Below are 19,664 nucleotides of genomic sequence, written 5' to 3'. Positions count from 1 at the left end.
CCCATGTCCCCTGCCACGCCTCCCGCTGCCACCGTCAACCCACCAGATGTCGCCATCATCGGCGGAGGACCGGCCGGGCTGATGGCTGCCGAAGTGCTGGTGGCGCAAGGCGCCAGCGTGGCGGTCTATGACGCGATGCCGTCGGTCGGGCGCAAGTTCCTGATGGCCGGCAAGGGCGGCATGAACCTCACGCATGCCGAGCCGGAACCGGCCTTCCTCGGCCGCTATGGCGCCCGTGCCGCGCAGATCGCGCCGATGCTTGCGGACTTCGGCCCGCAGGCGCTGCGCGAGTGGGTGCACGGGCTTGGCATCGACACCTTCGTCGGCAGCTCGGGCCGCGTTTTCCCGACCGACATGAAGGCCGCGCCGATGCTGCGCGCATGGCTGCACCGGTTGCGCGAGGCCGGCGTGCAGTTCCATATGCGGCATCGCTGGCTGGGTTGGGAGGACCGGGATCAGGGAGCGCTGCACATGCTGCGCTTCGCCACGCCGCATGGCGAAGTGCCGGTGCCCGCGCGTGCCGTGGTGCTGGCGCTCGGCGGCGCAAGCTGGGCGCGGCTGGGATCGGATGGTGCGTGGGTGCCGCGGCTGGCTGACCGTGGCGTCGATATCGCGCCGCTGCGGCCGGCTAACTGCGGTTTCGATGTGGCATGGAGCGAATCGTTTGCCGACCGTTTCGCCGGCACGCCGGTCAAGCCGGTGGCGATCGCACTGACCGATCGCGATGGCAACGCGCACTATCGCCAGGGCGAGTTCGTCATCAGCGCTACGGGCATCGAAGGCAGCCTGGTCTATGCGTTATCGGCGCCGATGCGCGACCGGCTCGAAGCCGATGGCAGCGCGGTGATCCACCTCGACCTGCTGCCCTCGCACACCGCGGAACAGGTCGGCAACGAAGTGAACCATCCGCGCGGCTCGCGTTCGCTGTCGAGCCACCTGCAGAGCCGGCTCGGCATCACCGGCGTCAAGGCCGGGCTGCTGCGCGAATGCCTGACGAAAGATGCGATGCAGGATCCCGGCACGCTGGCCGTATCGCTCAAGGCGCTGCCGGTGCGCCTGCTGCGCCCGCGTCCGATTGACGAGGTCATCAGCAGCGCCGGCGGCGTGCGTTTCGAAGCGATGGATGAACGGCTGATGCTGCGCGCCCTGCCGGGCGTCTTCTGCGCGGGCGAAATGCTGGACTGGGAAGCGCCCACCGGCGGCTACCTGCTGACGGCATGCTTCGCCAGCGGACGCACCGCGGCGCTTGGCGCCGCGGCGTATCTGAGGCAAACCTAAGCCTGCTTGCCGCCGACGATGCTGAGCGCCACCGCCTCGGCCACCTCGATGCCATCGATCGCGGCCGAGTAGATGCCGCCGGCATAGCCAGCGCCCTCGCCCGCCGGGTACAGGCCCCTGACGTTGATGCTCTGGTAGTCGTCGTTGTTACGGCGGATGCGCAGCGGCGACGAGGTGCGCGTCTCCACGCCGGTCAGCACCGCGTCATGCAGCGCGAAGCCGGGCAGCTTCTTGTCGATCTCCGGAATGCCTTCGCGGATCGCCTCGATCACGTAGTCGGGCAATGACGTGCTCAGGTCGGTCGGCGTCACGCCCGGCTTGTACGAAGGCTCGACCGAGCCCAGCGACGTCGACGCACGGCCGGCGATAAAGTCGCCCACCAGCTGTCCCGGCGCGTTGTAGTTGCTGCCGCCCAGCTCGAACGCGCGCTCTTCCCACTTGCGCTGGAACTCGATGCCGGCCAGCGGGCCGCCCGGATAGTCTTCCGGCGTGATGCCGACCACGATGCCGGCGTTGGCATTGCGCTCGGCGCGCTTGTACTGGCTCATGCCGTTGGTCACCACGCGCCCCGGCTCCGACGCCGCCGCCACCACCGTGCCGCCCGGGCACATGCAGAAGCTGTACACCGAACGCCCGTTGCTGCAGTGGTGCACCACCTTGTAGTCGGCCGCGCCCAGCAGCTTGTTGCCGGCGAACTTGCCGAAGCGGCTGCGGTTGATCAGGCCCTGCGGATGCTCGATGCGGAAGCCCAGCGAGAACGGCTTGGCCTCCATGAACACGCCGCGGTCGTGCAGCATCTGGAAGGTATCGCGCGCGCTGTGGCCGACCGCCATGATGACGTGGTCGGCTTCCAGGTACTCGCCATTCGACAGCTTCAGGCCGCGCACCTTGCCGCCGTCGATGTCGATATCGTCGACGCGCGTTTCGAAGCGGATCTCGCCGCCCAGCTCGATGATCTCGGCGCGCATCTTCTCGACCATGCTGACCAGGCGGAAAGTGCCGATATGCGGGCGCGCCTTGTACAGGATGTCTTCCGGCGCGCCGGCGCGCACGAACTCGTTCAGCACCTTGCGCCCGTAGTGCTTCGGGTCCTTGATCTGGCTGTACAGCTTGCCATCCGAGAACGTGCCCGCGCCGCCTTCGCCGAACTGCACGTTCGACTCCGGGTTGAGCACGCTCTTGCGCCACAGGCCGAACGTGTCCTTGGTGCGCTCGCGCACTTCCTTGCCGCGCTCCAGCACGATCGGGCGGAAGCCGGATTGCGCCAGGATCAGGCCGGCGAGCAGCCCGCACGGGCCCATGCCGATCACCACCGGCCGCAGCGCGGGCCCGCCCTGCGGGGCGCGCGCGACGAAGTGGTACTCCATATCGGGCGTCACGCTCCAGTTGGGCTTGCCGGCCATGCGCTTGCGCGCCGCGGCTTCGTCGCTGACTTCGAGATCGATGATGTAGGTCAGCTTGATGTCGGAGCGCTTGCGCGCATCGTGGGCGCGGCGGAATACGGTATAGCCGATCAGGCCGTCTCCCTTGACACCGATCTGCGCGGCGCTGGTACGCACGGCGGCGTCCAGGTCGGCTTCGGTATGGTCGAGCGGGAGTTTGACTTCACTTAGACGTAGCATGGGGAACCCGGGAACTGCGGCCGGGGGGTTGGGCACACCAATGTGCCAGGTCCGGCCGGAGCGCAATTTTATAGTTTTTCGGGCGCCGGGTCGGCAATCGATTGCGGCTGGTGCCGCGATGGCCACGGCACGCGGCGCTTGCGGCACTCCAGCAGCGCCGCCAGCCGGGAGAACAGGCCAGGCGGCACCGCGATGGTAAAGACGGCGTCGCAGCCCGCCGCCACCTGCACCCAGCCTCGCGCCGGCATGGTCAGGGACTCGCCCGCACGCAGGCGCCGGCGCGGAATGTGGCAGGTTTCGGCCAGCCATTGCGGCGGCCCGCTGATCTCGACCTGCCCTGCGCCGGCATGCATCACCGTACCCGCGGGCACATGCAGATGCAGGCATTGCCCGGCGGACAGGCGCGTGGCTGACACCTGCGGGACGGCTGCTGAAGTGTCGATCGATACGCTTGGCATGGCTTGGCTCCGGTAACAGGCACAGGACTCCAGCCTATCGACCGCCTCTCGCGCGCGGCAGGCACACCCCCGTGCGACCTCGACCGTAACAGCAAGGCAAAACCGGGGCTGTTACGATACAGAGGCCCCGCATCTGTATCTGTACCCCGATGGCCTTCCGCGCCACCATGCCGCCATGGAATCCACCCCGCTCTACCGCCAGGTTGCCGGCCACTACCGCCGCGCCATCGAAGCCGGCACCCTGACCGCCGGCGACCGCATGCCCTCCGTGCGCGCGCTGATGGGACTGCACGGCGTCAGCCTGTCCACGGCGCTGCAGGCCTGCCGCCAGCTGGAGAGCGACGGCCTGCTCGAAGCCCGCCCGCGCGCCGGCTATTTTGTTTCGGCGCCCCAGCGCGCGCCGCTCGCGCCGCTGACCGAGCCCGACGCAGCGCTGCCCGATCCCGCGCAGTACGTCGGCATCCACCAGCGCATTTCGGGGCTGCTGGCGCGCAGCCAGCACCAGCATGTCCATACCAACCTGGGCGGCGCCTACTGCGCGCCCTCGCTGTATCCCGCCGATGTGCTGCGCAGCGCCGCGGCGCGCGCCCTGCGCCGGCATCCGATGCTGTTCGCCGAGGCGGTCGAGCCGGAGGGCCATGCGCCGCTGCGCGGCGCCATCGCGCGCCAGGCGCTGCACGCGCGGATGCAGCTGGCGCCGGAGGAGATCGTCATCACGCACGGCTGTACCGAGGCGCTCAACCTGGCGCTGCGCGCGGTGGCCGGCCCGGGCGACGTGATCGCGGTGGAATCGCCCACCTACTACGGGCTGCTGCAGATCCTCGAAAGCCTCGGCATGCGCGCGCTGGAAATCCCGTGCAGCCCGCAGACCGGGATGTCGCTCGAAGCGCTCGAACTGGCGGCACAGCACTACGACAATATCCGCGCGGTGGCGGTGGTGCCCAACCTGCAGAACCCGCTCGGCTGCATCATGCCCGACGCGCACAAGGCGCGGCTGGTGCAGTGGTGCGAGGCGCGCGGCATCGCGCTGATCGAGGACGACTGCTTCTCCGCCACCGCCGACGGCGATACGCAGCCGGCGGCGGCCAAGGCCTGGGATAGCAGCGGCAACGTGATCCACTGCGCTTCGCTGCACAAGGTGCTGGCGCCGGGCATGCGGCTCGGCTGGATCGCCGCCGGCAAATGGCAGCCGCGCGTGGAAATGCTCAAGTTCGGGCTGTCGCGGCCCAACGAGATGCTGTCGCAGATGGCGGCGGCGGACTTCCTCGCCAGCGGCGCGCACGAACGGCACCTGCGCCGCCTGCGCACGCGGCTGCAGCTGCAGCGCGAATGGTTCGCCCAGGCGGTGGCGGCCAGCTTCCCGGCCGGCACGCGGCTGGGCTCGCCGCGCGGCGGCATGCACCTGTGGGTGGAGATGCCCGCGCAGGTCTCGTCCGAGGCGGTTTTCGACCAGGCGCTGCAGGCCGGCATCCGCGTCATGCCCGGGGTGATGTTCTCCAACGCCGGGCGCTTCGACCATTGCCTGCGCATCAACTGCGGCACGCCGCGCTCGGCGCAGATCGAGCGCGCGCTGGCCACACTCGCCGGCGTGGTCCAGAAGCTGGCGGGCTGAGCATCCGCTGCCGCTACGCATTTTTGCGGCACCGGCCCGATCCGCCCTTCCCGATCGACCGGCTTTTTTGCGCCGGTTTGTCCCCATTTGCCGCCGCCTCGCCTATCCTAGTGCGCTGGCGCGGCGGCCATGGCCCGGCTGGTCCCCCGTAACTTGCGAGCTCCGCCGCCAGACGGGAACAAGAACAAAGGAGAGTGGCCTTGAGCAGTCCATCCGCGGCATCGCGCAACCGCCCTGCCGGCACCGAGCCGGGCAACGGCTTCGACGATTACCAGACACTGTTCCAGCTCGCCCCGGTGTCACTGTGGCTGGAAGACTTCAGCGACGTGCGGGTGCACTTCGAACAGTTGCGACGCGACGGGGTCACCGACCTGCGCGCCTACCTGCGCGCCAATCCGCACCAGGTGGCGCAATGCTCGTCGCTGATCCGCGTGATCGACGTCAACCAGCGCACGCTCGACCTGTTCCGCGCGGCCGACCTCGATGACCTCGTCGCCAATCTCGAGACGGTCTTCCGCGACGACATGTTCGACCAGCATGTGGAGGAACTCGGCCAGCTCTGGGACGGCGGCAACCGCTTTGCCAGCCAGACCGTCAACTACACGCTGGACGGCGAACGCCTCGACATCCGGCTCGAAGCCACGGTGATGCCCGGCCATGAAGGCAGCTGGGAGCGCGTACTGCTGTCGATCGAGGACATCACCGCGCGCGTGCGCACCGAACGCGAGCTGCGCCGCAGCGAGCAATACGCCGTTGGCCTGTTCGAACACTCGCCGGTATCGCTGTGGGTGGAAGACTTCAGCGCGGTCAAGATGCTGCTCGATGAAGTGCGCGCAGCCGGCATCACCGACTTCCGCACTTTCCTCAACGTGCATCCGGACTTCGTCTCGCGCTGCATGCAGGAGATCCGCGTGCTCGACGTCAACCGGCAGACGCTGCTGATGTTTGGCGCCGAGTCCAAGGAGATCCTGCTGTCGCGCCTCGGCGACGTGTTCCGCGACGACATGCGCATCCACTTTGCCGAGCAGCTGATCGACCTCTGGCACGAGAAGCTGTGGCAGCAGCGCGAAGTCATCAACTACGCGCTCGATGGCCGCCAGGTCGACGTCTTCATGCAGTGGTCGGTCTTCCCCGGCTGCGAGGCCGACTGGGACCAGGTGCTGGTGTCGCTGACCGACATCACCGCGCGCAAGAAGGCCGAGGCCTATGTCGAATTCCTGGGCAAGCACGACGTGCTGACCAAGCTCTACAATCGCGCCTACTATGAAGACGAACTGGCTCGGCTCGGCCGCAAGGGACCATGGCCGGTCAGCGTGGTGGCGGTGGATTTGAACGGACTGAAGGTGGTCAACGACCAGTTCGGCCACGGGGACGGCGACGGCCTGCTGCGCCGCACCGGCGAGGTGCTGAAGAAAGCGGTGGGCGAGCAGGCCTGCGTGGCGCGCATCGGCGGCGACGAATTCATGGTGCTGCTGCCCGGCCGCGACGAGCGCGGCGCCGCCACGGTGGTCGAGCAGATCGAGAAGGTGGTCGAGCTGAACAACACCTTCTATCCCGGCGTGCGCCTGAGCTTCTCTATCGGCCACGCCACCTGCGTGCAGGGCGAGCGCCTGACCGACTCGGTCAAGGTGGCCGACAGCCGCATGTACGAAGCCAAGCGCGCGCACTACGAGGCGCTGGGCAACGAGCGCCGCCGCGAGAACTGAAGCAGCCCAAGCAAAAGAGCCGGCTTGCGCCGGCTCTTTTGCTGATGACATCGCGTACTACAGGAAGATGACCAGGGCCACGCCGCCCACGATCAGGCCGAACTTGGCCACGTAGTACAGCTGGCGGTTCCACGCCTTGAAGCGGCGGCGATATTGCCCGCCCAGCCAGACAAAGCGGAACAGCTTGTTGATCATGCCGGTCTGGTCGTGCTCGTCATTGGGCGAGCTGGCCGCGGTCATGACCTTGCGGCCCATCCAGTGGTTGAACCTGGCGGCCCAGCCATAGCGCATCGGCCGCTCGATATCGCAGAACAGGATCAGCCGGTTGGCGTCGCTGCGGTTCTCGGCCCAGTGCAGGTAGGTTTCGTCGAACACCACGCCCTCGCCGTCGCGCCAGCTGTGGCGCTCGCCGTCGACCTCGATGAAGCAGCGGTCATCGTTGGGCGTGGCCAGGCCCAGGTGGTAGCGCAGCGAGCCCGCGAACGGGTCGCGGTGCGGATTGAGCTTGCCGCCCGGGGGCAGCTCGGCGAACATCGCGGCCTTCACGCTCGGCAGCTCGCGCAGCAGCGCCACGGTCTTGGGGCACAGCACTTCGGCGGACGGGTGCTGGGCCTCGTACCACTTCAGGTAGAAACGCTTCCAGCCGTACTTGAAGAAGGAATTGAAGCCGGCGTCGTCGTTCTTGTCCGCGGCCTTGATCTTGCGCATCGCGGCCAGCGCCAGGCCTTCGTCGCGGATCTCCGGCCACGCGGCGCGCAGCTTCTCCAGGTCGGGGAAATTTTTGACCGGAATATACGGCGTGCGCGGCACGCCCGAGAACGCGTACATAAAGCAGTTGATCGGCGCGACCAGCGCCGAATGGTCCAGCAGCTGGCGCCAGATCTTCAGCCTTACCTTGCCGCGGAAGTGCACATACAGGATGGCACCGAGGTAGCCCGCGACGATTATCCACTTGATCACCCGAAATCCTCCTGGTTGGCCGCCCTGGCACGCACGATGACGGGCGCAGCGGGCAGTTGGGCGAAAACCGGCATTTTACCGAAATGGCCGCCACAGCGCAGCCAGTGGCGGCTGCGGCACATCGCAACGGAGCGGCTGTCAGGACTCGCGATCCGGGCCGCCGCGCGACTGGCGCGCGATCCGATCGATCAGCGCCTGGGCATCTTCGGGCATGCCCTGCAGCGTCAGCAGGCGGGCGTTAAGCACCAGGTTTTCCAGCACCAGCTTGGCGGTCGAGGCCCACATCGTGGCCAGCAGCGCTTCCATCGGCATGCCGGAGGCTTCCAGCTGCTCGGAGCGCTCGGCGATCAGCCGGCATGCCAGCTGGCGCAGGGCGCGGTCATCGAACGGCAGGTCGGCGTAGTCGATCGGGTCTTCCTTCTCGACCTCGGCCATCAATTGCAGCAGGGTGTCTTCTGTCATGGGCAGACTCCTGGCACAGCATGAACGCGATGGGCATCGCCAGTCACGCGGCGACGAACTACGTGCCATCGCGCTCGACCTGATCGGCGTAGCCATTGCCATAGCCTACCATCGCATGGCCTGTCGGGCCACGATGCCTGCCCGCCACCCGCGTGGGATTGTGCCTTCCGCTCGGCGCCACAGACGCGAGCAAATGCAGCGCGCCGGGGCCTGTGGACCGGCCGCGACGGCGAGCGTGGCGCTATGTTCAGAGCGCCGGCGGCTGGCGGCGGAAGCCGACGCCGAAGCGGTTCCACGCATTGATCATCGAGATCAGCAGCGTCAGGTCGGCAATTTCCTTTTCCGAGAACTGCTCGCGCACCGCGTTGTAGTCGGCGTCGGGCGCCTGGCTTTGCGGCAGCAGCGTCAGCGCCTCGGTCCAGGCCAGCGCGGCACGCTCGCGCGCGCTGAACCAGCTCACTTCGCGCCATGCCGGCAGCAGGCTCAGGCGGCGATCGCTCTCGCCGTGCTTGCGCGCGTCGGTCACATGCATATCCAGGCAGAAGGCACAGCCGTTGATCTGCGAGGCACGGATCTTCACCAGTTCCTTCAGGCTGTTTTCCAGCCCGCAGCGGGCAATGTAGATCTCTACGCCGACCATGGCCTTGTAGGCATCAGGGGCCACGTCTTGCCAGTTCATACGTTCTTCCATGTCGATTCTCCAGGGATCCGGTTGAGTGATTGGCGGGCGCTGGCCCGCTGGACTCAAAGATAGCCGCCGCGATTGGCTCCGTACACTGCCAATTTCCGGCAAAATCGGTAGACCAATTCCACGCAACGACCATGGAGCTCCATCTCGCGCTGGACCACGCCGGCGACCTGACCGCGCAGATCGTCCACCAGATCCGCGACGCCATCCAGTCCGGGCGCCTGGAGGCCGGCGCACGCATGCCGCCCACGCGGCTGCTCGGCACGCAGCTGGGCGTCGCGCGCAAGACCGTGACCACGGCCTACGAGCGGCTGGTGGCGGAGGGCTGGCTGCACGCCCGCGTCGGCGATGGCACCTATGTCGCCGAGGGACTGGCGCGCAAGCCGGTGCGCATCGCCGCCGCGCCGGTGCTGCCGCCGGCAGTTCTGCGCTGGATGGCGGCCGAGGCGCCCTTCCTCGGGCCGGCCGGTGGCGCGCGCTACGCCTTCCAGCCAGGCCAGGCCGACACCGCGCGCTTTCCGCACGAAGCCTGGTCGCGCTGCGTGCGCGCGGCACTCGCGGCGGAGCGGCAACGCGCGCCCGGGCCCGCGGATCCCAGTGGCGAGATGCCGTTGCGGCAGGCCATTGCCACTCATATCGCCTTCACCCGCGGCGTGCAAGGCGCTCCCACCGATATCCTGGTCACCGCCGGCGCGCAGCAGGGCATCGACCTGGCCGCGCGGCTGCTGCTTGGGCCGGGCGCCGTGGTAGCCATGGAGAATCCCGGCTACCCGATGGCCCGCGCGTTGTTCCAGGGGCTGGGCGCGCGCGTGGTGCCGGTACCGGTGGACGGCGAAGGTCTGGTGGTGGAGGCGCTGCCCGGCGAGGCGACGCTGGTCTTCGTCACGCCGTCGCACCAGTCGCCGCTGGGCGTGCCGATGAGCCTGGCGCGGCGGCAGGCGCTGCTCGACTGGGCCGCGCGCCGCCACGCGGTGATCCTGGAGGACGACTACGACAGCGAGTTCCGCTATGGCGGGCAGGCGCTGGACGCACTGCAGACGCTGGACCGCCACGGCCGCGTGGTGTACCTGGGGACGTTTTCCAAGACGCTGCTGGCCAACCTGCGCTGCGGCTATCTGGTGGTGCCGCCATGGCTGATGCCGGCGGCACGCAAGGTCAAGCACCTGATGGACTGGTACACCCCGACGCTGATCCAGCAGGCGCTGGCGCGCTTCATGTCGGAGGGACACCTGCTGCGCCATATCCGGCGCTCTCACGCGCGCCATGCGCAGCGGCGCGCGCGGCTGCTGGCGCGGCTGCACGGCGACCTGTCACCGTGGCTCGAGGCCCTGCCGGCAATGGCCGGGTTTCACCTGGCGGCGCGGCTGCGCGTGCCAATGGCTTCCGACGCGCTGGTGGCGATGGCACGGCTCGCGGACCTGGAACTGGCCACCCTCGACCCCTTCTACGCCACGCCGCCACCGACCTGCGCCGGCCTGCTGCTCGGCTTCGGCGCCATCGACCTGCTCGACATCGATCCGGCGCTCGACCGGCTGGCAATGGTACTCTCTGCCTTGGCCCCCGAGCCGGCGCGCGTCGTGTGACGCTGCCGCCATCCAGCAAAAGTGCCGGCGTCAGGGTACGCACCGAATGCGTAGTAGCGCACGCGCAGTCATACTGGCGTTCGCAAGCTTCCGTTGAACAAATCGGACCGGAAGCAGTCTTATTCGCACTTCCAACCACACCAGAGTCGCGTTCATGACCAAGCGTTTGTTGTCCGCCATGCGTCAGTACGCATGGTTTTCAGGGGTGAAGCATCATGTCGTGCAGGGCGTTGAAGCCCTGGCGGAGTTGCTCAAGTCCCCTTCCGCCGCGGCGCGTGCCGTCGCGGCCGTGATCGCCGAAACCGAACACGGCGTGCAGGTCTGGGTCTCGTATCTCGGCAAGCCGCTGGACCCGCACACCAACTACGTGCTGTGGCCGAACCGCGCCCTGCGGCCGGCACGGCGCCGCATCCAGCCCTCCCCCATCGAGCAGTTGCAGATGCGGCGACGGCGCGACGAATAGCCCGAACAGCCGCGCCCTCCGCTACATCGACGCAGCGCCCCGCCGGTATCCCGGCGCCGGGCGCTGGCGGCGCTCAGGCGTCCGCCCAGCGGCGCAGCAGGTTGTGATAGACGCCGGTCAGGCCGATAACGGCTTCATGCGACTGGCCGAGTTCCTGCGCGGTCTGGCGGATGCGCCCGTCCATCTCGAACAGCAGCGCACGCTGGCCGTCGTCGCGCACCATGCTCTGGATCCAGAAGAACGACGACACCCGCGCGCCGCGCGTGACCGGCGTCACGTGGTGGATGCTGGTGGCCGGGTACAGCACCATATGCCCGGCGGGCAGCTTCACGCGCTGCTGGCCGTAGGTGTCCTCGATCACCAGCTCGCCACCGTCGTAATGGTCCGGTTCGGTCAGGAACAGCGTTGCCGACAGGTCGCTGCGGATGCGGAAGCTGGTGCCGCGCAGGTAGCGGATCGCGTTGTCGACATGGTTGGCAAAGGTGTGCCCGCCCTCGTAGCGGTTGAACAGCGGCGGATATACCTTCAGCGGCAGTGCCGCCGAGAAGAACAACGCGTTGTTGCCCAGCGCATCCTGGATCAGGTCGCCAACCCGGCGCGCCGCGGGCGAGCCTTCGGGCAGCTGCAGGTTGCGCTTGGCCAGCGCCGACTGGTAGCCCGAGGTTTCATTGCCATCGGTCCACGGCGCGGCGTCGATGATCTGCCGCACCTGCGCCACCTGGTCCTTGGAAAGTACGTCTGGAATCTGCAGCAACATGGTGGCGACAACCTCTGGGCAAGAATGGGGAAAGCGCGCACGCCGGACGGACGCGTCGTGAACGCGTATTGTATGTGAACCCTGATGTCGCTCGAACAAGAATCATTATTGTTTGAGCTTGCGCAGGCGCCGGTTCCACTACAATGGTTTTTGTGTTCCCGTCATCGCCAAGGAGAAGACATGTCCGAACCGCTACACGACGAAGCGCTGGTCAATCTCTACCTGGAACGCATTTCAGCCCTGTCGGTGAGCGCCTTCGATGGTGCCGATGTCGGCGCTGAGCTCGATGCCGTGATGCGCGAAGCGGTGGCCAAGTGCCAGGCAGCAGGCGGTCCGCAGGCACAAGGCACGCTGGCGGTGCTGGCCAAGCGATTGCGGGAGCGCGCCGATGCAGCCGAGCGCGAAGACCAGTCGCTGGTGCGCAATACCTTCCTGCAGGCGGCGCAACGATTGCCGGCCTGACGACGAGCAAGCACCGAGCGCGATCATCGCGGAGGTTCGCAGTTCAGTTCGGAGCTGGGAATGAATCAGGCCGGACGGCCTTGAGAACAACACCTTGAAGAATTGCGGCGGACACCGCGAAAGGTGTTGGTTGCGGGGGCAGGACTTGAACCTGCGACCTTCGGGTTATGAGCCCGACGAGCTGCCAACTGCTCCACCCCGCGTCTGAAGAAAAAAATTATGCAGCATTCGCGCGGATCTGGCAAGTCTTTTCTTGACCGGCTGTAAAAATCGTCAGCGTGCTCACACGCGATGCCTGGCGGTGTCACCACATCCAGCGTAGGAATGCCGGCCCGGATCAAAAATGATCCAGGTCAACGGCCACAGATCATGCCGTGATATATGCCATTGCGAACCGCGCAACGGCGCGCAAGTGGCGCGCGGGGGCATCACTCGGGCGGCGGCCCGAGCAGGCGGTCCACCAGCGCATAGCCAGCACCGAATGCCGCCACTTCCGCCGCATGGCGCGTAGCAAACTGTTGCGAGCCGCTCACCAGCACTTCGGTATCGCCCGCATCGGCGGGATCGACGCCTTCCTGGGCCACGCGCACTTCATAGCCCCATCGACCGATGCTGCCCTGGCCCTGCGGCGACACCTGGACGTAGACATCCATGTCGCGGTACTGCTCGACGCGCCAGTCGTTTTCCATGCCCATTGCTCCGGTTTGGCTTGTACTGCCCTTGAGTCGAGCCTAGGAGGCGGCAAGGACGCGCGCAAGCCGTGGCGCAGCAAAAACGCTGGCGGCGCGGGGACTACAAGCGATGCGAAAGACAGGGAGAGAGAGGCAGGAAAACAAAAAGGGCTTCCGTTTCCGGAAGCCCTTTTTTTACTGCATAGGTGGCGCGGCTGGCAGGATTCGAACCCACGACCCCTTGGTTCGTAGCCAAGTACTCTATCCAACTGAGCTACAGCCGCACTCGAGAAGAGAAATTATATCTGAGATTTCAGATTTGTGAACCCCCTTCTGCACTTTTTTCTCATCTTTTTGCGAGCGTGGGTCTGTCCGCAGCGTTTTTCTATAATGAGAACCCGAAGATGTGATCCGGACCATGAACAAGGCATTTGTCAAAGAGTCCTCTGGCGACGAGGACGACGACCTCCCCGAAGGCGCAACGCCGCTGCCACCCGGCACCAAGAACTACATCACCGCCGAAGGCTACCACCGCCTGCGCAATGAGCTGATGCAGCTGATCGACGTCGACCGGCCCGATGTGGTGCAGATCGTCTCGTGGGCGGCATCCAATGGCGACCGCTCCGAGAACGGCGACTATCTCTACGGCAAGAAGCGCCTGCGCGAGATCGACCGCCGCATCCGCTTCCTGACGCGCCGCCTGGACAAGGCCGAGGTGGTCGATCCCTCATTGCAGGGCGACAACGACCAGATCTTCTTCGGCGCCACCGTCACCTACGCCAACCGCGCCGGCGAAGAGACCACCATCACTATCGTGGGCATGGATGAAGTGGACCTGGACAGCAACTGCGTGAGCTGGATCTCGCCGATCGCCAAGGCACTGATCAAGGCGCGCGAAGGCGACACCGTGCCACTGCGCACGCCGGCCGGGATCGAGCAGATCGATATCCTGGAAGTGAGCTACCCGTCAAAGAAACAATAAGTGGGCATGTGCCCTGGCGCGGCGTGCGGCCGCAGACTGTACAAGTAGCACGGCAACAAGGCCGCACAACGACGCCAGGGCCGTCCTGAAACGCCCGCCTAGCCGTCGTTGCGGTCGCGGAAGATGCGGATGACGTCGGGGTTGCGGCGCAGCCCGCGCATCACGTTGGCCAGGTGCAGGCGGTTCTGCACCTGGATAATGAACTGCATGTAGGTGGCTTCCTGGTGGCTGCCGTCCTGCTGCTCCATCGCCACGTGCGCGACGTTGGCATCGGCGGCGGTCAGGTCCGCGGCGACGCGGGCGACGATGCCCTTGACGTTGCGCACCATCACTTTGATCGACACGTCGAAGGCACGCGTGGTTTTCTTGGCCCACATCACGTCGATCCAGTGCTCCGGATCCTTGCTGTGCAGGCGCTTGGCGATCTTGCAGTCCTGCACGTGGATCTGCAGCCCTTCGCCCTTGCCCAGGTAGCCCACGATCGAATCGCCGGGGATCGGACGGCAGCACGCCGAGAAGATTATCGACATGCCCTCGTCGCCGGTGATCGGCACCGCGGGCGCCTCTTCGCCGGCAAAGGTCTGCACCGCCGCCAGCAGCGCGCTGTCGACGTCGCCGGACAGCTCCTGCAGCAGGATCTCCATGCGCTTGGCCACCACCGCCGGCACGCGCCGGCCCAGCGCCAGGTCGGCGAAGATGTCTTCGCGCTGCTTGTTGCCGGTCCACTGGATCATGCGGTCCCACACCGACTGCGGCACCGCCTTCAGCTCGATGCCGAGCTGGCGCGCGGATTGTTCCAGCAACCGCTCGCCGAGCTGGATCGCTTCGTCCAGCTTGGTGGTCTTCAGGTAATGGCGAATCGCCGCGCGCGCCTTGCCGGTGCGCACGAACGACAGCCACGCCGGATTCGGCTTGGAGTACGGCGCCGTCACCACCTCGACGATATCGCCGCTCTTGAGTTCGGTGCGCAGCGGCAGCAGCTCGTTGTTGATCTTGACCGCGACGCACTGGTTGCCCAGGTCGCTGTGCACCGCGTAGGCAAAGTCCAGCGCGGTGGCGCCGCGCGGCAGCGCGCGGATATGGCCCTTGGGCGTGAACACGTAGACCGCATCCGGGAACAGGTCGATCTTGACGTGCTCGAGGAATTCCTGCGAATCGCCGGTCTGGCTCTGGATATCGAGCAGCGACTGCAGCCACTGGTGCGCCTGCTGCTGGATATCGTTGGCGTGGTCGGCCTGGTGCTTGTACATCCAGTGCGCGGCCACGCCGGCCTCGGCGATCTGGTGCATGTCGCGCGTGCGGATCTGGAACTCGACCGGCGTGCCGAACGGGCCCACCAGCGTGGTGTGCAGCGACTGGTAGCCGTTGATCTTGGGGATCGCGATGTAGTCCTTGAACTTGCCGGGCATCGGCTTGTACAGACCGTGCAGCGCGCCCATCGCCATGTAGCAGTGCATCTGCGTTTCCACCACCACGCGGAAACCATACACGTCGAGCACCTGCGAGAACGACAGCTGCTTGTCGTGCATCTTGCGGTAGATGCTGTACAGCGTTTTCTCGCGGCCGGACAGTTCGGCCACGATGCCGGCATCGGCCAGCCCCTTCTGCGCCGCCTCGAGAATGCGCTTGACCACCTCGCGCCGGTTGCCGCGCGCGGCCTTGACCGCTTTTTCAAGCGTGGCGTAACGGAACGGCGAGCCGACCTTGAACGACAGTTCCTGCAGTTCGCGGTAGATGGTGTTGAGACCGAGACGGTGCGCGATCGGCGCATAGATCTCCATGGTCTCCAGCGCGATGCGGCGGCGCTTCTCCGGCGGCACGAAGTCGAGCGTGCGCATGTTGTGCGTACGGTCGGCCAGCTTCACCAGGATCACGCGCACGTCGCGCGCCATCGCCAGCAGCATCTTGCGGAAGCTTTCCGCCTGCGCCTGCTCGCGGCTCTGGAATTCGAGCTTGTCCAGCTTGGTCAGGCCATCGACCAGTTCGGCGACCTTGGGGCCGAATTTCTCGGCCAGTTCGCTCTTGGTGATGCCCTGGTCTTCCATCACGTCGTGCAGCAGCGCCGCCATGATGGACTGCACATCCAGCTTCCAGTCCGCGCACAGCTCCGCCACCGCCACCGGATGTGTGATGTAGGGCTCGCCGCTCTGGCGGTACTGGCCCAGGTGGGCCTCGTCGGAAAACTGGAAGGCTTCGCGTACGCGCGCCAGGTCGGGCGCCTTCAGGTACGCGAGCTTTTCCATCAGCCGGGTGATGGAAATGACCTGCTGGCGCGGCGGTACCGCCGGCTGCGAGGTCGGCCCGAAGAAGTGCCGGTATGACTGCGCCAGCACTGCATCGATAAACAGGCTGTCCGCCACCGGAGGCGTCGCTTCCTGCACTGCGGCCAGCTCATCCTGCGGCGCGGGCGCCCTCGCCTTGCCCGGCGCCAGCGCGGGCGCGACGGCACGCTCCCCGACGACATCGTCGCCGAGCGGATCGGGAAGATTGGGAGCGCCGGTGCGCGCGTTCACGGAAGACTGGCCCGGGATGGTGCGCTTACGCGCCGTGGGCGGTGCCGCATCGCCGTGCGCGCCCGCCGCGGGCGTCGACGGAGAGGAAGGCTGGGAGGGCGGTTGCGGCGAAGGCATGGCGGCGGCCCCTGGAATCCGGCTGGAGAGCCTGGAAATATGCTGGCACGTTGCGAGGATGAGCCATGGGCCGGCCGCTCGATCGGGTCGATCAGGTCGGGACCTTCTTCAGCATCTCGATGCCGACCTGGCCCGACGCGATCTCGCGCAGTGCCACCACGGTCGGCTTGTCCTTGGCCTCGACCTTGGGCGTGTGGCCCTGCACCAGCTGGCGCGCACGGTACGTGGCCGCCAGGGCGAGCTCGAAACGATTCGGGATGTGTTTCAGACAATCTTCGACGGTAATACGCGCCATATCAAATCCACCTTGGGACAAAACCTTGTGTTGGGTTGCTATTTTACAGCACGCGGCGGAAAACGCCGGCGGCGCCTGCGCTCGCGTGCCTCGGCTCAGTGGATGCCGAGCTCGATGAACAGCTCCGCGTGCCGTGCCTTTTGCGACGAAAAGCGCAGACGGGTGGCCCGAACCACGTTGCGCAGCTCTTCCAGCGCATCGTCGAAGACCTCGTTGATGATGACGTAGTCCGACTCCGACGCATGCGACATCTCGCTGCCCGCCGCCAGCAGCCGGCGCACGATCACGTTGGGCTCGTCCTGGCCGCGCTTCTTCAGGCGCTCTTCCAGCGCGGTCAGCGACGGCGGCAGGATAAAGATCTCGACCGCGTTGGAGAAGCGCTGGTGCACCTGCTGCGCGCCCTGCCAGTCGATCTCGAGCAGCACGTCGTTGCCTTGCGCCATCTGCTGCTCGATCCACACGCGCGAGGTCGCGTAGTAGTTGCCATGGACCTCGGCCCACTCCAGGAAATCGCCGCGGTCGCGCGCGGCGCGGAAGGCGTCGACGGTGACGAAGTGGTATTCGCGACCGTCCTGCTCGCCCGGGCGCGGCGCGCGCGTGGTGTGCGAGATCGACAGCCGGATGGCCGGGTCCTGCGCCAGCAGCGCGTTGACCAGCGTCGACTTGCCGGCTCCCGACGGCGCCACCACCATGAACAGGTTGCCCGGGTAGACGGTGTCGATGGGAGGATGCGGCGCGGTTTGAGACGTTTGGCTCATGATGATGATTCGGTGACTTCGGGGTGATTCTGGTTTTTTACTGCGTTATTCGAGGTTCTGGACCTGCTCGCGCATCTGCTCGATCAGCAGCTTGAGCTCCATCGAGGCATCGGCCAGTTCCTTGGCGGCGGCCTTGGAACCGAGCGTGTTGGCCTCGCGATTGAGCTCCTGCATCATGAAGTCGAGTCGCTTGCCGACCTGCCCACCCTTCTTCAGGATATGGCGGGTCTCGTTCAGGTGTGCCTGCAGCCGCGACAGCTCTTCCGCGATGTCGATGCGGATGCCGTAGACGGTGGCTTCCTGGCGGATGCGCTCGGCAATCTCGTCGCGGCTCATCGACGGCATGCCGGTGGGCGCGGCCAGGTTGAACGCTTCCTGCAGGCGCTCGGTCAGCTTCTGCTGGTGGTGCGCGATCAGCTGCGGGATCGCCGGCGTCAGGCGCTCGACGATCGCCAGCATGGCATCGACGCGCTCCATCAGCGCCGCCTTGAGCGCCTCGCCCTCGCGGCGGCGCGCTTCCAGCAGCTGGTCCAGTGCCTCGCGCGCGGCGCCGGTCACGGCTTCGCGCAGCGCGTCCTGCGACAGCTCGGGCTCGACCAGCACGCCCGGCCAGCGCAGGATCTCGCCCATGCGCAGCGTGCCGGCGCTGGGGAAGGTGCCGGCCACGGTGGTCTCCAGCGCGCGGATCTGCGACAGCAGGCTGTCGTTGAGCGCCAGCGTGGCGCCGCCCGAATCGGTGCGCTGCAGGTTGATGCGGCATTCCAGCTTGCCGCGCGACAGCTCGGCCATCAGCATCTCGCGCAGCGCCGGCTCAAAGGCGCGGCACTCTTCCGGGGCCCGGAACAACAGGTCGAGGAAACGCGAATTGACAGTGCGGAATTCCACCGAAACGGAGGCGGTGCGACCGCTCGGCTCGCCCTGTGCGTTGGTCAGTGGCGCCTGGCGCGTCGCCAGGCCATAGCCTGTCATGCTGTGGATCATTGGATATTCTCGTGAGTGGAGGCGGCCCCGGGGGCGCTGGCGGCCCGCGGGCACCCTCCCCGAGCCTCCCGCAACCGGACCGGGAGCGCTCTCAACGTTGAAAGGAGGGCAACAATGCCCGTATTTGTGTTCTTTACAAGTGACCGATTAGCCCGGACAATCCGTTGGCAAATCTGCGGAGTCATCCGCGGAGGCAAATCCGGCCCCTATTCCCATGACAGAGTCCAAGGGCACGACACAACCGAAGAGTGCACCGCTGCCCGTCGGCACGCTGTTGTCCAACTATCGTATTGTAAAGAAGTTGGCCAGCGGGGGGTTCAGTTTCGTCTACCTGGCCACCGATGAAACCGGCGCGCCGGTCGCGATCAAGGAGTACCTGCCGTCGTCGCTGGCGCGGCGCAACCCGGGCGAACTGATCCCCGTGGTGCCCGAGGAAAACGCCGCGGCATTCCGCCTCGGCCTCAAGTACTTCTTTGAAGAAGGTCGCTCGCTGGCCCGCATTTCCCATCCGAGCGTGGTGCGCGTGGTGAATTTCTTCCGCGAGAACGCCACGGTCTACATGGTGATGAACTACGAGCTGGGCAAGACGCTGCAGGAGCACGTGCTGGCGGCCCGGCAGCAGGGCCGCGCCAAGGTGCTGCGCGAGCATTTCATGCGCAAGGTCTTCCACGACCTGATGAGCGGCCTGCGTGAAGTGCATATCCACAAGCTGCTGCACCTGGACATCAAGCCCGGCAACATCTACCTGCGCGAGGACGAGTCGCCGATCCTGCTGGATTTCGGCGCCGCGCGGCAGACGCTGACCATGGAAGCGGCGCGCTTCCAGCCGATGTACACGCCCGGCTTCGCCGCGCCCGAACTGTACGGCAAGCATTCCGACCTGGGGCCCTGGACCGATATCTACAGCCTGGGCGCCACGCTCTATGCCTGCATGGCCGGCATGCCGCCGCAGGAAGCCAACCAGCGCGAGAAGGAAGACCGCATGGGCGAGGCGCTGGTGCGGCTGCGCAGCAGCTATACCAACGGCCTGGTCGACCTGGTCGAATGGTGCCTGCGGCTGGTGCCGTCGGAGCGGCCGCAGAGCGTATTCAGGCTGCAGAAGGAACTGCGCGAGCAGACCAACGCGCTGAGCGGGCAGACGCTGCTGGCGCCGCCGCCGGCCCCCGTCGAGCGCCCTGCCCCCGCTTCGCGCTTCCTTACGCTGCTGCGCCGCCGCGACGAGCCGGCCTCCGGCGCGAGCGTAGAATAAATCACAAATCGCGCCCATCGGGGCGCGGTGACCTTACTGAATTTCCG

At 66.7% G+C, this 19,664-nt stretch carries 19 protein-coding genes and 2 tRNA genes; 8 read left to right on the top strand and 13 right to left on the bottom strand.

Annotation, left to right across the window (positions count from 1 at the left end; genetic code table 11):
- The first annotated feature begins 3 nt into the window (after positions 1–3).
- Positions 4–1,278 carry a TIGR03862 family flavoprotein gene (locus tag E1J61_RS11185; protein ID WP_133094095.1) on the top strand — a complete coding sequence of 425 codons (1,275 nt, stop codon included), beginning with the start codon at positions 4–6 and terminating at the stop codon, positions 1,276–1,278.
- Here the strand turns inward: E1J61_RS11185 and E1J61_RS11180 are convergent.
- Positions 1,275–2,900, bottom strand: a complete 1,626-nt coding sequence (locus E1J61_RS11180; RefSeq protein ID WP_133094094.1) for an NAD(P)/FAD-dependent oxidoreductase — start codon at positions 2,898–2,900, stop codon at positions 1,275–1,277. The genes E1J61_RS11185 and E1J61_RS11180 overlap by 4 nt on opposite strands.
- A 68-nt stretch (positions 2,901–2,968) precedes the next feature.
- Complete coding sequence (locus tag E1J61_RS11175; RefSeq protein WP_133094093.1) at positions 2,969–3,358, bottom strand: hypothetical protein; 390 nt, start codon at positions 3,356–3,358, stop codon at positions 2,969–2,971.
- 175 nt (positions 3,359–3,533) lie between these two features.
- Between E1J61_RS11175 and E1J61_RS11170 the strand changes: the two genes are divergently transcribed.
- Complete coding sequence (locus tag E1J61_RS11170; RefSeq protein ID WP_133094092.1) at positions 3,534–4,970, top strand: PLP-dependent aminotransferase family protein; 1,437 nt, start codon at positions 3,534–3,536, stop codon at positions 4,968–4,970.
- A 200-nt stretch (positions 4,971–5,170) separates the two neighbouring features.
- Positions 5,171–6,676 (top strand): sensor domain-containing diguanylate cyclase, encoded by a 1,506-nt coding sequence (locus E1J61_RS11165; protein WP_207951197.1) that lies wholly within the window; start codon positions 5,171–5,173, stop codon positions 6,674–6,676.
- A gap of 57 nt (positions 6,677–6,733) precedes the next feature.
- Here E1J61_RS11165 and lpxO read toward each other — a convergent pair whose 3' ends face one another.
- From lpxO to E1J61_RS11150, 3 genes are all read right to left on the bottom strand, one after another.
- Positions 6,734–7,636, bottom strand: a complete 903-nt coding sequence (gene lpxO / locus E1J61_RS11160; RefSeq protein ID WP_133094091.1) for a lipid A hydroxylase LpxO — start codon at positions 7,634–7,636, stop codon at positions 6,734–6,736.
- A gap of 138 nt (positions 7,637–7,774) precedes the next feature.
- Complete coding sequence (locus E1J61_RS11155; protein WP_133094090.1) at positions 7,775–8,098, bottom strand: hypothetical protein; 324 nt, start codon at positions 8,096–8,098, stop codon at positions 7,775–7,777.
- A gap of 247 nt (positions 8,099–8,345) precedes the next feature.
- A complete protein-coding gene (locus tag E1J61_RS11150) occupies positions 8,346–8,789 on the bottom strand; it encodes a carboxymuconolactone decarboxylase family protein (RefSeq protein WP_133094089.1) in 444 nt (147 codons plus the stop codon).
- A gap of 131 nt (positions 8,790–8,920) precedes the next feature.
- Here E1J61_RS11150 and E1J61_RS11145 point away from each other — a divergent pair, with 131 nt between their 5' ends.
- Both E1J61_RS11145 and E1J61_RS11140 read left to right on the top strand, forming a co-directional pair.
- A complete protein-coding gene (locus E1J61_RS11145; protein WP_133094088.1) occupies positions 8,921–10,369 on the top strand; it encodes a PLP-dependent aminotransferase family protein in 1,449 nt (482 codons plus the stop codon).
- A gap of 154 nt (positions 10,370–10,523) precedes the next feature.
- Positions 10,524–10,832 (top strand): hypothetical protein, encoded by a 309-nt coding sequence (locus E1J61_RS11140; RefSeq protein ID WP_116317469.1) that lies wholly within the window; start codon positions 10,524–10,526, stop codon positions 10,830–10,832.
- A 73-nt stretch (positions 10,833–10,905) separates the two neighbouring features.
- On the opposite strand, the gene E1J61_RS11135 is transcribed toward E1J61_RS11140, so the two are convergent.
- Positions 10,906–11,589, bottom strand: coding sequence for a Fe2+-dependent dioxygenase (locus tag E1J61_RS11135; RefSeq protein ID WP_133094087.1), 684 nt, complete (start codon positions 11,587–11,589; stop codon positions 10,906–10,908).
- Between the two features lie 180 nt (positions 11,590–11,769).
- Between E1J61_RS11135 and E1J61_RS11130 the strand changes: the two genes are divergently transcribed.
- Positions 11,770–12,051 (top strand): hypothetical protein, encoded by a 282-nt coding sequence (locus E1J61_RS11130; protein ID WP_133094086.1) that lies wholly within the window; start codon positions 11,770–11,772, stop codon positions 12,049–12,051.
- 127 nt (positions 12,052–12,178) lie between these two features.
- Here E1J61_RS11130 and E1J61_RS11125 read toward each other — a convergent pair.
- From E1J61_RS11125 to E1J61_RS11115, 3 genes are all read right to left on the bottom strand, one after another.
- Positions 12,179–12,254, bottom strand: a tRNA-Met gene (locus E1J61_RS11125).
- 225 nt (positions 12,255–12,479) lie between these two features.
- Positions 12,480–12,740 carry a hypothetical protein gene (locus tag E1J61_RS11120; protein ID WP_063237150.1) on the bottom strand — a complete coding sequence of 87 codons (261 nt, stop codon included), beginning with the start codon at positions 12,738–12,740 and terminating at the stop codon, positions 12,480–12,482.
- A gap of 189 nt (positions 12,741–12,929) precedes the next feature.
- Positions 12,930–13,006 (bottom strand) — tRNA-Arg (locus tag E1J61_RS11115).
- Between the two features lie 134 nt (positions 13,007–13,140).
- On the opposite strand from E1J61_RS11115, the gene greB reads away from it, so the two are divergent.
- Entirely contained in the window at positions 13,141–13,704 is a 564-nt protein-coding gene (gene greB / locus E1J61_RS11110; RefSeq protein WP_133094085.1) for a transcription elongation factor GreB, read from the top strand.
- Positions 13,705–13,802: 98 nt separating this feature from the next.
- Here the strand turns inward: greB and E1J61_RS11105 are convergent, their stop codons facing one another.
- The 4 genes from E1J61_RS11105 to E1J61_RS11090 all read right to left on the bottom strand — a co-directional run bounded on the left by E1J61_RS11105 (position 13,803) and on the right by E1J61_RS11090 (position 18,368).
- Entirely contained in the window at positions 13,803–16,334 is a 2,532-nt protein-coding gene (locus tag E1J61_RS11105; RefSeq protein WP_243736831.1) for a bifunctional (p)ppGpp synthetase/guanosine-3',5'-bis(diphosphate) 3'-pyrophosphohydrolase, read from the bottom strand.
- A gap of 91 nt (positions 16,335–16,425) precedes the next feature.
- Positions 16,426–16,629 carry a DNA-directed RNA polymerase subunit omega gene (gene rpoZ / locus E1J61_RS11100; RefSeq protein ID WP_006578656.1) on the bottom strand — a complete coding sequence of 68 codons (204 nt, stop codon included), beginning with the start codon at positions 16,627–16,629 and terminating at the stop codon, positions 16,426–16,428.
- 95 nt (positions 16,630–16,724) lie between these two features.
- The gene (gene gmk / locus E1J61_RS11095) at positions 16,725–17,387 is read right to left on the bottom strand and encodes a guanylate kinase (RefSeq protein ID WP_133094084.1); all 663 of its coding nucleotides are present in this window, start codon (positions 17,385–17,387) and stop codon (positions 16,725–16,727) included.
- Positions 17,388–17,432: 45 nt separating this feature from the next.
- A complete protein-coding gene (locus E1J61_RS11090) occupies positions 17,433–18,368 on the bottom strand; it encodes a YicC/YloC family endoribonuclease (RefSeq protein WP_133094083.1) in 936 nt (311 codons plus the stop codon).
- A gap of 214 nt (positions 18,369–18,582) precedes the next feature.
- Here E1J61_RS11090 and E1J61_RS11085 point away from each other — a divergent pair, with 214 nt between their 5' ends.
- Positions 18,583–19,617 carry a serine/threonine-protein kinase gene (locus tag E1J61_RS11085; RefSeq protein WP_133094082.1) on the top strand — a complete coding sequence of 345 codons (1,035 nt, stop codon included), beginning with the start codon at positions 18,583–18,585 and terminating at the stop codon, positions 19,615–19,617.
- The last annotated feature ends 47 nt before the right edge of the window (positions 19,618–19,664 follow it).

This window comes from Cupriavidus sp. L7L (assembly GCF_004353535.1).
Taxonomy (GTDB): domain Bacteria; phylum Pseudomonadota; class Gammaproteobacteria; order Burkholderiales; family Burkholderiaceae; genus Cupriavidus; species Cupriavidus oxalaticus_A.
The sequence above is the reverse complement of the archived record's forward strand: the minus strand, read 5'-3'. Positions and strand labels throughout refer to the sequence as shown.